Source organism: Nonomuraea monospora (assembly GCF_039531895.1).
Taxonomy (GTDB): Bacteria; Actinomycetota; Actinomycetes; order Streptosporangiales; family Streptosporangiaceae; genus Nonomuraea; species Nonomuraea monospora.
In genome coordinates, this window is sequence record NZ_BAAAQX010000003.1 from 441,925 (window position 1) to 455,662 (window position 13,738).

Here is a 13,738-nt window from a genome sequence, read left to right on the forward strand (position 1 = left end):
GATGAGCCTGCGAGCAGTGGCCAGGCCGATCTCCGCACCCTGGAAACGAGGAGCGCAGAGCCTGAGAGCGGAGCGAGAACCACCCTGCTCGAAGGCACGCCGCCTCACGTCGGAACCGGGGCAGCCGGTTCTCTGGACCGGATCGAGGTCGGCGGCCAACTAGCCGAGACCAGGACCCGAACCGCCAAGGCATCAGACGCGGACAGGGAAATCAGGGCGAGAGCCGCCCTCATGCGAGCCGCCGACGTAGGAGACGTCACCATGGGCAGCCTCGTAGCCCAGTACGGCGCCCCTCGCGCAGTGGAGGCCATCCGCACCCGCACTCTCCCTCCCGACTTCGTGGCCAAACAGGCCCAGCTAGAACGCCCACCCAACCTCACCTCCTGCCTGAACGCCTGGTACACCCGCCTCGCAGCCGCCAACCCCGCAGCCGACCTCGAAGCCGGCCAACGAGCCGGAGCCCGGCTGATCATCCCCGGCAGCACGGAATGGCCCACCCAACTCGACGACCTCGGCCGCAGCCGCCCTCTCGGCCTATGGGTGGGAGGCAACGCCGACCTGCGGTTCTCCTGCCTCAAATCCGTGGCGGTGGTCGGTGCCAGAGCCGCCACCTCGTACGGCTGCCACATCGCGGCCGAGTTCGCCGTCGGTCTCAGTGAGCTGGGCTGGACCGTCGTGTCGGGCGGCGCGTTCGGTGTGGACGGAGCCGCCCACAATGGGGCGCTGGCCGCCGAGGCGCCCACGGTCGTGGTTCTGGCCTGCGGCGTCGACGTCAGTTACCCGAGTGCCCATGAGCCCTTGTTCGCCAAGGTGAGGGAGAAGGGCGTCCTCATCAGCGAGTGCCCACCCGGCGTGCACCCGACCAGAGCCCGCTTCCTCATCCGCAACCGCCTGATCGCCGCCCTCTCCCGGGGAACGGTGGTGGTGGAGGCCGCGATCCGCAGCGGCGCCCTCAACACGGCCACCCACGCCCTGTCCCTCAACAGGCATCTGGGCGCGGTTCCTGGCCCCATCACGTCCGCGATGTCGGCCGGATGCCACCGACTCCTCCGGGAGCGCAAGGCCGTCTGCATCACCTCCCCCGAAGACATGATCGACCTCGTAGGCGCGCTGGGCGACGACCTCGCCCCACAGGTCCGCGGCCCGGCCGTCCCCAGAGACAGGCTCAACGAGCCGACCAAGAGAGTTCTGGACGCGGTCCCCACCAGAGGCGGTGCCGGGCCGGCTTCGATCGCGGTGACGGCCGGAATGAGCCTGGACACGACGCTTAGCGCACTCGGTGGCTTGGCGGCTGCCGGCTACATCGAACGCACCTCAGGCGGGTGGCGCCTCCGCAAGCAACCAGCGGCGTACCGCAAGGCCTCGGACTCCGCGGCCCTGGAACCCCCGCCCATCCCTGAACCTGACCCAACGGACATCCCGCCGCCTCCGGACGATCTCCGAGCCTCGGAGGTCAGTCCTTAGCCGATCAGCCGACCGGATTGCCTTGAGGCCGCGTTAGCGCGAACGAGGAGTACGAAGCCAGCGCCTGATGCCTGCCGTGTTCGTGTAACCCGTCGAGAACATGGGGTCTGAAGTGCGGTGATTGGGTCGGCTTGGAGCGAATGGTGACGGGAGTGGCTCGGGCATGGTTGAGAGAAAGTAGGGGTCACTGGTCCGCGTTGGGCTTCGTCGCATGAGCCCGCAGGCCCAAACTGTTGTCCGCGGCCATCGTTCTGCTCTCCTCGGTAACTTAGGCCCTCCAAGGATCAAGCGATGGCCGTCACCATGCTTACTGGGATGGCCCTGACCAGGCCAAACGGACATCGCCCCGACCGTACGCGGCCGGGGCGATGTCTTTGATGCCCTTGACCGATGGGTGTGGGGTGCCGTGCTACGGGGCGGGGTGTGCGGGTGGTCGCTCGCGTTGCGCCGAAGCGGTTCTGCGCGGATGGGAGGGGGTGACCGCTCGCATCGTTGGTAGAGCGGTCTGCGGTGATGCGTGTGAGTAGCCGCCTGCGAGTAATTGCCTGCGTTGCGGTGGGACCGTCTGCGGTGGCGTGGGCGGTGGCTGCTTGCGTCGCGGTGGGGCAGTTCGTGGTGGCATGCGGGCGTGTCGCGAGGCTGTGAGTCTCGGGGACTGCGAGTCTCATTTGCGAGCCTCGAAGGGTTGCGAGCCTCGAAGGGTTGCGAGGTTCGGAGGGTTGCGAGGTTCAGCTTGCCGCGCCAGGGAGCCGTAGCGGGCAAGCGGGCGGTGGGCGTGGCGGAGGAGGCAGCCCCTCAGCCGGTCTCAGTCTCGGTCTCCGTCTCCGTCTCGGGCCCGGTCCCGGTCTCCGTCTCGGGCCCGGTCCCGGTCTCGGACCTGGTCTCGGACCCGATGCCGATCCCGATCCCGATCCCGATCCCGATCCCGATCCCGATCCCGATCCCGATCCCGATCCCGATCCCGGTTTCGGTTTCGGTCCCCGTCTCGGTCCCAGTCCCGGACCTGCTTTTGGCCTTGGCCTCGGTTTTGGTCTTCTTGTTCTGCGTTGGCGTCGAGGGATGACGGTGGGGCCTCGATGGGGAACAGGATCGGGCTGAGCAGGTATTGCGTGCGGTTGGGCCCGGACGCGTTGGAGAGGCGGGGTGCGATGGCGGCGCGTAGTTCGCTGATCAGCTCGTGCAACTCATCGCGGCTGAGCCAGATCGCGTGCTGCCGGTAGCCGACGAGGTCCGCTACCGGGTCGGCTTCGTCTTGGTCGAGGTAGGTGTTGAACTCGGCGAGCAGGATGGCCATGGCGGTGGCGAAGCCGCGTCGGTGGTCGTCGCGCGACAGCGACTCGAGCATGGCGGGGTCGATCACGGCCAGGTCCTGGCGTAGGCGGTAGCGGCGTTCCACGGCACCTCGGACGCGCCGTTCCTCGGCCACTTCCAGGACGCCCTCGGTCGCCAGCAGATCGATGTGCCGGTAGAGCGTGGCCTTGGAGACGTCGGGGATGCGCGCGCACAACTGGGAGGTCGTCAGCATGCGGCCGCCGCGCATCGCGTGTACGACGCGCAGCCGTACGGGGTGGGCCAGGAGCTCCAAGGTGTCCATGTAGTTATAGTCTCACATGTGCTACCTTTCTCATGAATGAGAAAGGTGGGTGGTGAGGCATGGGGACAGCGGGAGTCGAGCCTGGTGCGGTTGCCGTTTCTGTGGTGGAAATGGCGCGTGAAGGGCGGTTCGAGGAGGTTGAGGCGTTGTTCGCGCCGTCGTTGCGGGCGGTGGTGAGCGCGCAGGTGCTGCGGGTGGCCTGGGAAGGCGAGGTCGTGGCGAAGCGGGGCGGGGTGTCTGGCGTTGGGCGGCCGGTGAGTGAGGCGGCGGATGCGGGGCTGGTGCGGGTCAGCGTTCCGGTCGCATGTCGGGAGGGTGGGTTCACCCTGGTGACGGTGGTCGATGAGCGGGGCGGGTTGCATGGGTTGCAGCTTGCGCCCGCGACTGTGGCTTCGTGGGAGCCGCCGTCTTACGCCGAGCCTGAGCACTTCTTCGAGGAGGACGTCACCGTTGATGCTGGTGCTCATGCTGTCGGCGGGACGCTGAGCCTGCCGCGGGGTGAGGGGCCGTGGCCTGGGGTTGTGCTGCTCAGTGGCGGCGGGCCCTTCGATCGCGATGAGACCAGTGGGCCTAACAAGCCGCTCAAGGATCTGGCTTGGGGGTTGGCCAGCCGGGGTATCGCGGTGCTGCGGTTCGACAAGGTGAGCTTCGTTCATCCGGAGATGATGGCTGCGGCCGGCTTCACGATGACCGGTGAGTACGTGCCTCATGCGGTGGCTGCTGTGCGGCTGCTGCAGAGGCGGTCCGAGGTGGATGCCGGGCGGGTCTTCGTCGTGGGGCACAGCATGGGGGGCAAGGTGGCTCCGCGTGTGGCCGAGGCGGAGGGGTCCGTGGCCGGGCTGGTGATCATGGCTGGGGATACGCAGCCGATGCATCGTGCTGCTGTGCGGGTGGCGCGGTATCTCGCGTCCGTCAGTCCGGGCATGGTCACGGAGGCTGCGGTTGAGGGGTTCGTCGCGCAGGCGGCGGTGGTTGACAGTCCTGATCTGTCGCCTTCCACGGCTGTTGCGGAGTTGCCTTTCGGGCTGCCGGGCTCGTACTGGATGGAATTGCGCGACTACGACCCGGTGGCGACTGCGGCTGCCCTGGGCAAGCCGATGTTCATTCTGCAAGGAGGGCGGGACTATCAAGTCACCGTTGCCGATGATCTGGCCGGGTGGCGGGCGGGGCTTGGTGGCCGTCCTGAGGTCTTGATTCGGGTGTACGACGCCGATAATCACCTCTTCTTTCCTGGGGAAGGGCTTTCCACGCCTGCGGAGTATGCGTCTGCGCAGCATGTCGATGCGGCTGTTGTGGCGGATATCGCGGACTGGGCGGTCGCGACGGTGGTGGGGGGATGAGGCCGCTGTGCGGTTGATGTCGATGGCTCGATCGCTCGGTGAACCGGGGGTGAGGGGCGGTCACTGGAGCAGCGGCCAGAGGAGGGCGCGGCCAGTGGAGTGGCGAGAGTGGGAGAAGTTGGGGCTGCGGTGAGAACTTGGCTGGGGGTGAGAACTCGGACGCGGTGGGACTCGAATGGGGGTTGAGGGGCTTGGTTATGGATGCGACGTTTAGGAGTTTCAGCCAGGCTTAGAAAGGGTGGGGAGGTCTGGTGCCATCCGGTTGGCGGGCTGGATGGTGATGCGGAGGGGGTTGAGTTTGGACAGGGAAGAAGTCGTAGCCGAGTTCGGGCGGTATCTGCGGCTTGAGCGTGATCTTTCTCCGCATACGGTCCGGGCGTACCTGACTGATGTGAACTCCCTGCTCGACCACACGAACGGGGACGTTGAGGGGCTGGATATCGGGGTGCTGCGGGCATGGTTGGCGGGGCAGCACGCGGCTGGGAAAGCGCGGGCCACGCTGGCGCGGCGGACCGCGTGTGCTCGTACCTTCACCGCCTACTGCCATCGGCGAGGGTGGCTGCAGAGCGATCCCGGGCTGCTGCTGGGCAGTGCGAAGTCGCCTCGGACGCTGCCTTCCGTGCTCGACCAGCGGCAGGCCGAGGCTGTGCTGGCCGCGCCTTCAGAAGGGGAGCCGAAGGAACTGCGGGATCAGGCGCTTCTTGAGTTGTTGTATGCCACCGGTGTGCGGGTGAGTGAGCTTTGTGCGCTCGATGTCGATGACGTGGATCGGGAGCGGAACGTCATCAGGGTGATGGGGAAAGGGCGTAAGGAGCGTTCGGTGCCGTTCGGGATGCCTGCGTTGCGGGCGTTGGATCGGTGGTGCATTCATGGGCGGTCGTTGTGGATGCGAGTCGGGTCCGGGCCGGCGCTCTTTCTCGGGGTGCGAGGTGGACGCATTGATGCGGGGACTGTGCGGCGGGTTGTGCATGCGCGGTTGGCGCGGGTAGAGGGGGCGCCGGATATGGGGCCGCATGGGTTGCGGCACAGTGCGGCCACGCATTTGCTTGAGGGCGGGGCTGACCTGCGGAGTGTGCAGGAGTTGCTTGGGCATGCGTCGCTCAGTACGACGCAGATTTATACGCATGTGTCGATTGAGCGGTTGCGGGCGGCGTATCGGCAGGCGCATCCGAGGGCTTGACGGGGTGAGGGCGGTGCTGGCTCGGGGGTGAGGGAGTCAGCGTGGTCTTGAGGTGGCTTTTCGGGTTCTGGTCGTTCTGCGGCGTCCTTGTCTTCGGTGTTGGCCCTTTGTGCGGGTGCGTGGGTTCGGTTGGGGGCGACGGCGGCTGCGGAAGAGGGCGGTGATCAGGAGGAGAGCCGTGATTGAGGCGCAGAGGGCCATGACTGTGATGGCGAGATGGGGTGAGGTGCTGCGGCTCAGGGCGGCTTGGACCGTTCCCGGGGAGGGTGAGTGATCAGCGGAGGGGGTTAGGGGGCGGGAAGGACGGTGGGGTGCAAGATCGTCGCTGGAGCTGGAGCTGGAGCTGGAGCTGGAGCTGGAGCTGGAGCTGGAGCTGGAGCTGGAGCTGGAGCTGGAGCTGGAGCTGGAGCTGGAGCTGGAGCTGGAGCTGGAGCTGGAGCTGGAGCGAGGGTTGGGGTTCGGGGTGGGGTTGGAGTCGGCCGCGGGGCTGGTGCTGGCTTGGGGGCTGCAGCCGGGGTGGGGGAGGCGAGCGAGGCTGGAGTCAGGGCTGGAGTTGGAGTTGGCGTCGGGGTTGGGGACGGGGTTGAGATCGAGGCCGTGACGAGGCGAAGGGCGTGGGCTGGGACGCGGGTTGGGGCGGGGGCTGGTGGCGAGGGGGTGCGGGGGCGAGGCGTTGGGGGAGGTGTTGCCCGTGGGCGGGGGCTTGGGGCCGGTCGTGAGGGTTGCTGGGAGGGGTGGAGGCCAGAAGGGGAGGAGGCGGGTGAGGGCGTGGCCCAGGAGTTGCAGAGGGTTCAGGTAGGTGGTGGCGCGTCGTAGGCCCCAGTGGAGGCACGACTCCTTGCAATGGTGTGTCGAAGGCTCCAGGACACCTAGTTTGGCGCCTGAGGTGATGGGTTGGCCTCGGTGTACGGAGGCGCTGACCGGGAGGTAGGTCGTGCGTAGGCCGCCCTCGTGAAGGATCGTGACCACGCCCTTGCCGGCGACCGGGCCGGCGAAGTGGATCGTGCCTGGGCCTGCTGCCAGGACGGGGGTGGCTGCTGGGGCGGCGAGGTCGATGCCGCGGTGGCCGGCGAGCCATGGTTCGGGGGGTGGGGTGAAGCGGCGCAGGATCCTTGGGTTGCCGTCGAGTGGCCAGCGCCATGTGGGCGGGGAGGCTCTTGCCGGGGGAGCGGGGGTGGTGGAGAAGAGCAGCGTTGTTGAGATGAGCAGGATCGCGGTGGCGGCTCTCGTCCGGGGGCTTGTGGGTGGGGTGGTCATGAGGGGAGTTTGGCTGGGGTCGTGGAGGGCGCGAGGGGGCGAACGTCGTTCTGTGGATAAAGGGTCAGGGCGAGGCGCGGCGCTTGGTTTCGATCAGGTGGGTTGTGGAGTCGGTGGGCGAGGGCGCCGGGGTGTGCGGGAGGGTGGTGCGGCGGCGTTGGGGGCGGAGCGGGGACGTCCAGATCCAGATGGTGCTGAGGGCGATGCCTGCCGCGCAGATGAGGATCACCTGGCGTAGGCCGATCAGTTCGGCCATGAAGCCGCCGGCGAGGCCGCCCAGGGCCAGGACGCCCTGGACCGCGAAGGTCGTGGTGGCGTTCACCCGGCCGCGCAGTTCCGGAGGGGTTTCCCTGAGGGTGATCGCGCCCAGGCAGGTGGCGAAGGCGACGACGATGCCGCCTGTGACCGTACCGGTGAGGGCGAGCAGGGCGAGTTTCCACCAGAGCGGGCCGGTCAGCAGGCCCACGGTGAGGATCTCGATGGGGAAGAAGATCACTGAGACGATCAGGACGCGGTCTTCGCCGTAGCGCTTGGACAGGCGGGCCGTCAGCCAGGCGCCGAACAGGCCGCCCGCGCCGCTCAGGGCTATGAGGACGCCGATCAGGGCCTTGGGGATGCCGAGGGTGTTCAGCATGTAGAGCATGTAGACGGCCGTGTAGGCCATGGCGAAGAAGTTGATCGTGACGCCTGCGCCGAGGAGGGCGCGTAGCACCGGGTGGGTGACGCTGGTCCTCAGGCCTTCGACGACGTCGCGCCACATGCTCTTGGAGGTGGTGGGGGTGTTGTGCTCGGGGGTCCTGATGGTGCGCAGGAGGAGGGCCGAGGTGAGGAACGCGAACGCTTCGGCCAGTACGGCCAGGGGTGCTGTTAGGAGTTGCACCAGAAGGCCCGCGAGGCCTGGGCCGCTGACTGAGGCCACCGAGTAGGAGGCGTGGAAACCCGCCATGGCCTCCGTTCGCTGGGACGGGTCGACGACTGCTGCCAGGTGGGGGAAGTTCGCGGCTTTGAAGAGCACGCCGGCCGTGCCGATCACCAGGGCTACGGCGATCAGCCAGACGACGTTCAGTACGCCGAGCAGCCAGGCGATGGGGATTGTGGCCGCGGCGGCGCAGGAGACGAGCTCGCAGGCGATCATCAGCGGGCGGTGGCGGGTGAGCCGGTCGGCGATGGCCCCCGACTGCAGGCCGAACAGGAGGACGGGGACCGAGGCGGCGGCGGTCAGGATGCCCATCTGGGAGGGGGAGGCGGTCAGCAGGGTGACCGCGGTCAAGGGGATGGCCAGCTTGGAGACCTCTGAACCGGTGACGGAGATGGTGCGGGCCGTCCAGAGGAGGCGGTAGTCGCGTTGTCGCCGGAGAGGAGGAGGGGGCGGGGCTGACGAGCTGGGAAGGGGCGGAGTGGGGGAGGCGGGGAGAGACGGAGCTGAGGACTGGAGGAGCGGCGGGGCTGAGGGTGGCGTTGAGGACGTGGGGAGGGAGGGGGCCGAGGACGTGGGGAGGGGCGAGCCTGAGGGCGTGGGGAGGGGTGAGCCTGAGGGTGCGGGCAGCGGTGAGGCTGAGGGCGCGGGCGGTAGCGAGGCTGAGGAGGTTGGGGGCAGGGCGGGTTGAGGCGAAGGTGGCGGTGGGCGTTCGGTGGTGTGGTTTGTCGAGGTTGGGAGTGGGGTGGGGAGGTCGGAGGCGGTGGCGCTGGAGTTGTGAAGGGAACGCTTCATAACTATGAAGGTAACGCTTCATAGTTATGAAAGCAATGCTTCAGGTCTGAAGATGGGTACGTTTGGCGCATGACGCAGGAGAGGGAGGGGCTCAGCGATCCCAAGGCGATGCGGGCGCTGGCTCATCCGGCGAGATTGATGATCCTCAACAGGCTTCGGGTGGAGGGCAGTGCCACCGCGACCGAAGTGGCGGAGATCGCGGGGATCACGCCCAGTGCCGCCAGCTATCACTTGCGGATGTTGGCCAAGTACGGCTTCGTCGAGGACGCGCCGCCGCGAGGGGATGGCCGGGAGCGGATGTGGCGGGGGGTGGACCGGCCGTTGAGTGTCGGGACGCGGCCTGACGACGAGCCCGATGTCCGGGCGGCCAAGGCGATGCTGATCTCGGCGTTCCGGCGGGATGCGAACGCGGAGGCCGATCGGGCTCTGGTCAATGCCGACATGGAGTCCGAGGAGTGGCGGGATGTGACGCTGTTCAGTCGGCATCGGCTTCGGCTGGACGCGGCAGAGCTTGGGCGGTTGAGCAGGCAGATCGAGGAATTGCTTGAGCCGTACTTCGCTCAGCGCCGGGACGAGAAGGAGGCGCCGGAGGGGGCCAGGGTCGTGGAGGCGCAGGTCAACCTGTTTCCGGTGGTGGCGAGGGCGGTGCCGGGGTTGCCTACCGAGGATCACGACGCGGGGTGAGAAGCGTCGAGCGGGTTGTCGCCGAGGGATGGGCCCCTGAAGCGGGCGTCGTGTGCATGGTGGCGCTGGGGCCCGGTTTCGGGGGAGTGGGGCGCTGGGGCGGGCGTCTTGTGAGTGGAGAAGCTGAGGGTGAGGGAACGCTGGGGCGGGTGTCGCGCAGGGGGCAAGGGCGGCGGTCGCGGGGCGGATGGCTGAGGGCGGACGTCGTGGGAGTGGGGAAGCTAGGGCGGACGTCGTGGGAGTGGGGAAGCTAGGGCGGACGTCGTGGGAGTGGGGAAGCTAGGGCGGGCGTCGTGGGGTGGAGAAGCTGAGGGCGGCGTCTTCTGAGTGGAAAAGCTGATGGCGAGGGAACGCTGGGGCGGGTGTCGCGCAGGGGGCAAGGGCGGCGTCGCGAGGGCGGGAGGGCTGAGGGCGGGCGCCGTGGGAGCGGGAATCCAGGGCTGGCGTCGGGAAGTGGAAAGCTGAGGGCTGGCGTCGGGGGTGGTGGTGTGGGCGGGGTGCGGGCGTTCCGCAGGGCCGGGTCGAGAGGGCGGCGGGGCGGGTGACCTGTGTGGTGCGTGGAGGTCGTGGGGGGTGAGTGGGTGGTGGTGCCCGGGTAGGGGGCGATGTCCGTTTGACCGTGGACGGTCAGCCTGGGGTGGTGTGGGAGGTAGACTTTTCGGTGGCCTGTGACCACAGGCCGACTTCGCATGCCCCATTGCGGACCGCGCCATCGGTCCGGGCCATGTGCCCGGCGGGAGCGGGTTCGGGGCATCAGGGCGGCAGACGACGCGCTGCCGCGGCACAACCGAGAACCGCGCCCATCCGCAGGGCGCCAAGACCTGGAGGACCAGCACATGGCCCCCGTCGTCACCATGCGACAGCTGCTCGAAAGCGGCGTTCACTTCGGCCACCAGACTCGGCGCTGGAACCCGAAGATGAAGCGCTTCATCTTCACCGAGCGCAACGGCATTTACATCATCGACCTGCAGAAGTCTCTGTCGTACATCGACCGTGCCTATGACTTCGTGAAGGAGACCGTCGCCCACGGCGGCACGATCCTGTTCATCGGCACGAAGAAGCAGGCTCAGGAGGCCATCTCCGAGCAGGCCGCGCGGGTCGGCATGCCGTACGTCAACCAGCGCTGGCTGGGTGGCATGCTCACCAACTTCTCCACCGTGCACAAGAGGCTGCAGCGTCTGAAGGAGCTCGAGGAGCTCGACTTCGACAACGTCGCGGGCTCGGGGCTCACCAAGAAGGAGCTCCTCATGCGCCGCCGTGAGAAGGACAAGCTGGAGCGCACGCTCGGCGGTATCCGCGACATGGGCCGCGTGCCCAGCGCCGTGTGGGTCGTCGACACCAAGAAGGAGCACATCGCGATCAGCGAGGCCAAGAAGCTTGGCATCCCGGTCGTCGCGATCCTCGACACCAACTGCGACCCCGACGAGGTCGACTACCCGATCCCCGGCAACGACGACGCCATCCGCGCCGTCGGCCTGCTGACCCGGGTCGTCGCCGACGGTGTCGCCGCCGGTCTGATGGCGCGCTCCGGCGCCGCCCGCGGTGACGAGAAGCCGGCTGCCGCCGAGCCGCTGGCCGAGTGGGAGCGCGAGCTCATCGAGCAGGGCACCGCTGAGGCCCCTGCCGCCGCTGAGGCCGCTCCTGAGGCTCCGGCCGCTGAGGCCGTCGCCGAGGAGCCCGCTGCTCCCGAGGCTCCGGCTGCCGAGGAGGGCGCCGCCGCTGAGGAGGCTGCTCCCGCCGAGGCTGAGGCCGAGGTCGCTGCTGAGGCCGAGGTTGCCGCTGAGGGCGAGACCGAGCAGCAGGCCTGACGTCCGCGCGCCAGGGGTGCCGCTGCTCCGCCGCCGAGGTTCTCGGTCTGAGGGCGGGTGTGGTGGAGTTGCGGTTCCCCCGTGGCGCAGGTCTGGCGAGGGTGCTGCCGCGTAGGTCTGGGATGACCGGGCCGACGGCAGCGCCGGGCCGGGCCGCGATGAGCTGGGTTGCGGTGAGCTGGACTGCGGTGAGCTGCGACGGCTCGCCGACTGGTTCCGCTGGTCGGCGGGCGCTGGCAGGCTGGTTGCGCCAGTTGGCGGGTGCCTGTCCGCTGGTTCTGCCGGTCGGCGGGTGCCTGCAGACTGGTTCTGCTAGTCGGTGGGCGCTGGCAGGCTGGTTCCGCCGGTTGGCGGGCGCTGGCAGGCCGGTCCCGCTGGTTGGCGGGCGCTGGCAGGCTGGGTTCCGCCGGTTGGCGGGTGCCTGTCGGTTGGGTCTGCCGGTTGGTGAGCGATCGCAGGCCGGTCGGCGGGTGTACGCGCGAGTGCAAGGCAACGTGACAGCTGAATAAGGCAAACCACCGGGCGGCTGCGGGTCTCGGGTGGGCGGTCAGGCAAGGCGGGCGTTCCGGATCGGCAAACGGCTGAGACGGGACGGCATGCCGGGCGGGCCGCTCCGGGTCCCGGGCGGTAAGCCAGGCCAAGGCGAGGTGTCGGTGAGGCCAGGGTCTCCTGACTTCGTACGCCGGGGCCGGGCTCATTGCCCGCAGGCTGGAAGGCGGAAGGCTGGAAGGCGGAAGGCAGCAGGCGCGACGCGCCCGAAGGTGGTGCCGAGGTGAGATCGTTGGGCGGTGCCGAGCCGAGGTGGTACGCCGAGGCGAGGCTGGGCAGTATGCCGAGCGAAGCAGCAGCGAAGCCGGGCCGCCCCGCGCCCCGAGCTAGACAAGGCTCCTGTACGGCGGGCGCCCGCCGTACGAACCCCGGGTGGATGGCCGGATACCGGCTCCCGCCCGGACCACGATGACGACGACGAAATCCCACAAGGAAAAAGAGCAATGGCTTCCGTGAACATGGCCGACGTCAAGCGGCTTCGTGAGATCACCGCTGCCGGCATGATGGACTGCAAGAAGGCGCTGGAGGAGTCGGAGGGCGACTTCGACCGCGCGATCGAGCTGCTGCGCCTCAAGGGCGCCAAGGACGTGGGCAAGCGTGAGGCCCGCACCGCGTCCAACGGCCTGGTCGCGCTCAAGCAGGACGGAGACTCCTCCGCCGCGCTGGTCGAGATCAACTGCGAGACCGACTTCGTGGCCAAGGGCGAGCGTTTCCAGGAGCTGGCCGCCCAGGTCGTCGCGCACGTGCTGGCGACCAAGCCGGCCGACGTGGCGACGCTGCTGGAGTCCTCCTTCGACGGCAAGACCGTCAAGGAGCACCTCGACGTCGCCAACGCCGCGCTCGGGGAGAAGATCGAGATCCGGCGCTTCGCGGTGCTGGAGGGCGGCTACATCGGCGCGTACATGCACAAGACGGACCCGGCGCTGCCGCCGGCCGTCGGCGTGCTGGTGCAGCTCGACAAGCCGAACGCCGAGGTCGCCAAGGACATCGCGCAGCACGCCGCCGCGATGGCGCCGCAGTACCTCAAGGCCGAGTCCGTTCCCGCCGAGGTCGTCGAGAAGGAGCGCAAGCTCTTCGAGGAGATGACCCGCGAGGAGGGCAAGCCCGAGGCCGCCATCGGCAAGATCGTCGAGGGTCGCGTGAACGGCTGGTACAAGGACTTCACGCTGCTGCAGCAGGCCTTCGTCAAGGACAACAAGAAGAGCGTGGGCAAGTACGCCGACGAGAACGGCGTCGAGGTCCTCGGCTTTGTCCGCTTCAAGGTCGGTCAGGCTTAGGCTTAGGCAACAAGCTGCCAGCTCAACGATCCGCCGAATGAAGGAGGCCGCCGCCGTGCAGGACCACCGGGAGTCAGCCCACGAATCCACACGGACGGCGGCTTCCTCATCTCAAGATCCACAAAATCCGCACAACCACCTCAGGTGGAAGCGGGTGATGTTGAAGCTTTCAGGAGAGGCGTTCGCCGGGGGCGAGCCGCTGGGCATCGACCCGCTGATCGTCGATCACCTGGCCGACTCGATCACCGAGGCGGTCAAGGAGGGCGTGCAGGTCGCGGTCGTGGTCGGCGGCGGCAACATGTTCCGCGGCGCGACGCTCTCGCAGGGGGGCATCGACCGGGCCAGGGCCGACTACATGGGCATGCTCGGCACGGTCATCAACTGCCTGGCGCTGCAGGACTTCCTGGAGCGGCGGGGCGTGGAGACCCGGGTGCAGACCGCCATCACCATGCAGCAGGTGGCGGAGCCGTTCCTGCCGCGCCGCGCGATCAGGCACCTCGAGAAGGGCCGCGTGGTCATCTTCGGCGCGGGGCTCGGCTCGCCGTACTTCTCTACCGACACCGCGGCGTCCCAGCGCGCTCTGGAGATCGGCGCCGAGGCGCTGCTCAAGGGCACCCAGGTCGACGGGATCTACGACTCCGATCCCCGCAAGAACCCGGACGCGGTCCGGTTCGACCACCTCGACTACGGCGAGGTGCTGCTGCGCGACCTCGCGGTCATGGACGCCACCGCGATCAGCCTGTGCAAGGACAACGATCTGCCGATTGTGGTCTTCGACCTCATGGGTGAGGGCAACATCCTGCGAGCGGTACGCGGTGAGAAAATCGGCACGCTGGTGAGTCCGGCAGGCAAATGACGGAGCGAGCCCGACACC

General features: G+C 68.4%; 10 protein-coding genes. 7 read left to right on the plus strand and 3 right to left on the minus strand.

Annotation, left to right across the window (positions count from 1 at the left end; translation table 11 throughout):
* Positions 1 to 261 precede the first annotated feature (261 nt).
* Positions 262 to 1,464 carry a DNA-processing protein DprA gene (gene dprA / locus ABD331_RS08590; protein ID WP_344472341.1) on the plus strand — a complete coding sequence of 401 codons (1,203 nt, stop codon included), beginning with the start codon at positions 262 to 264 and terminating at the stop codon, positions 1,462 to 1,464.
* Positions 1,465 to 2,269: 805 nt separating this feature from the next.
* Here the strand turns inward: dprA and ABD331_RS08595 are convergent.
* Positions 2,270 to 3,058 carry a helix-turn-helix domain-containing protein gene (locus tag ABD331_RS08595; RefSeq protein ID WP_344472343.1) on the minus strand — a complete coding sequence of 263 codons (789 nt, stop codon included), beginning with the start codon at positions 3,056 to 3,058 and terminating at the stop codon, positions 2,270 to 2,272.
* 59 nt (positions 3,059 to 3,117) lie between these two features.
* Between ABD331_RS08595 and ABD331_RS08600 the strand changes: the two genes are divergently transcribed.
* Positions 3,118 to 4,398 carry an alpha/beta hydrolase gene (locus ABD331_RS08600; protein ID WP_344472345.1) on the plus strand — a complete coding sequence of 427 codons (1,281 nt, stop codon included), beginning with the start codon at positions 3,118 to 3,120 and terminating at the stop codon, positions 4,396 to 4,398.
* Positions 4,399 to 4,678: 280 nt separating this feature from the next.
* Positions 4,679 to 5,578 carry a tyrosine recombinase XerC gene (locus ABD331_RS08605; RefSeq protein ID WP_344472497.1) on the plus strand — a complete coding sequence of 300 codons (900 nt, stop codon included), beginning with the start codon at positions 4,679 to 4,681 and terminating at the stop codon, positions 5,576 to 5,578.
* Between the two features lie 36 nt (positions 5,579 to 5,614).
* Here the strand turns inward: ABD331_RS08605 and ABD331_RS08610 are convergent, their stop codons facing one another.
* Together ABD331_RS08610 and ABD331_RS08615 are read right to left on the minus strand one after the other, a co-directional pair.
* Complete coding sequence (locus ABD331_RS08610; protein ID WP_344472347.1) at positions 5,615 to 6,835, minus strand: M23 family metallopeptidase; 1,221 nt, start codon at positions 6,833 to 6,835, stop codon at positions 5,615 to 5,617.
* A gap of 64 nt (positions 6,836 to 6,899) precedes the next feature.
* Positions 6,900 to 8,546, minus strand: a complete 1,647-nt coding sequence (locus ABD331_RS08615) for an MFS transporter (protein WP_344472349.1) — start codon at positions 8,544 to 8,546, stop codon at positions 6,900 to 6,902.
* Positions 8,547 to 8,615: 69 nt separating this feature from the next.
* Here ABD331_RS08615 and ABD331_RS08620 point away from each other — a divergent pair, with 69 nt between their 5' ends.
* The 4 genes from ABD331_RS08620 (at position 8,616) to pyrH (ending at position 13,720) form a co-directional block, all read left to right on the plus strand.
* Positions 8,616 to 9,230: an ArsR/SmtB family transcription factor gene (locus ABD331_RS08620; protein ID WP_344472352.1), complete on the plus strand. Its 615-nt coding sequence runs from the start codon at positions 8,616 to 8,618 to the stop codon at positions 9,228 to 9,230.
* 836 nt (positions 9,231 to 10,066) lie between these two features.
* Complete coding sequence (gene rpsB, locus ABD331_RS08625) at positions 10,067 to 11,038, plus strand: 30S ribosomal protein S2 (RefSeq protein ID WP_344472354.1); 972 nt, start codon at positions 10,067 to 10,069, stop codon at positions 11,036 to 11,038.
* A gap of 992 nt (positions 11,039 to 12,030) precedes the next feature.
* A complete protein-coding gene (gene tsf, locus ABD331_RS08630) occupies positions 12,031 to 12,864 on the plus strand; it encodes a translation elongation factor Ts (RefSeq protein WP_344472356.1) in 834 nt (277 codons plus the stop codon).
* A gap of 157 nt (positions 12,865 to 13,021) precedes the next feature.
* The gene (pyrH, locus tag ABD331_RS08635) at positions 13,022 to 13,720 is read left to right on the plus strand and encodes a UMP kinase (RefSeq protein WP_344472499.1); all 699 of its coding nucleotides are present in this window, start codon (positions 13,022 to 13,024) and stop codon (positions 13,718 to 13,720) included.
* Positions 13,721 to 13,738 lie beyond the last annotated feature (18 nt).

What these genes read in the sequence shown, in the direction of transcription:
- ABD331_RS08610 (WP_344472347.1), bottom strand. Translation starts at nt 6,835, where the DNA reads ATGACCACCCCACCCACAAGCCCCCGGACGAGAGCCGCCACCGCGATC.
- rpsB (WP_344472354.1), top strand. Translation starts at nt 10,067, where the DNA reads ATGGCCCCCGTCGTCACCATGCGACAGCTGCTCGAAAGCGGCGTTCAC.
- pyrH (WP_344472499.1), top strand. Translation starts at nt 13,022, where the DNA reads ATGTTGAAGCTTTCAGGAGAGGCGTTCGCCGGGGGCGAGCCGCTGGGC.
- dprA (WP_344472341.1), top strand. Translation starts at nt 262, where the DNA reads ATGGGCAGCCTCGTAGCCCAGTACGGCGCCCCTCGCGCAGTGGAGGCC.
- ABD331_RS08620 (WP_344472352.1), top strand. Translation starts at nt 8,616, where the DNA reads ATGACGCAGGAGAGGGAGGGGCTCAGCGATCCCAAGGCGATGCGGGCG.
- ABD331_RS08600 (WP_344472345.1), top strand. Translation starts at nt 3,118, where the DNA reads ATGGGGACAGCGGGAGTCGAGCCTGGTGCGGTTGCCGTTTCTGTGGTG.
- ABD331_RS08605 (WP_344472497.1), top strand. Translation starts at nt 4,679, where the DNA reads ATGCGGAGGGGGTTGAGTTTGGACAGGGAAGAAGTCGTAGCCGAGTTC.
- ABD331_RS08595 (WP_344472343.1), bottom strand. Translation starts at nt 3,058, where the DNA reads ATGGACACCTTGGAGCTCCTGGCCCACCCCGTACGGCTGCGCGTCGTA.
- tsf (WP_344472356.1), top strand. Translation starts at nt 12,031, where the DNA reads ATGGCTTCCGTGAACATGGCCGACGTCAAGCGGCTTCGTGAGATCACC.
- ABD331_RS08615 (WP_344472349.1), bottom strand. Translation starts at nt 8,546, where the DNA reads ATGAAGCGTTCCCTTCACAACTCCAGCGCCACCGCCTCCGACCTCCCC.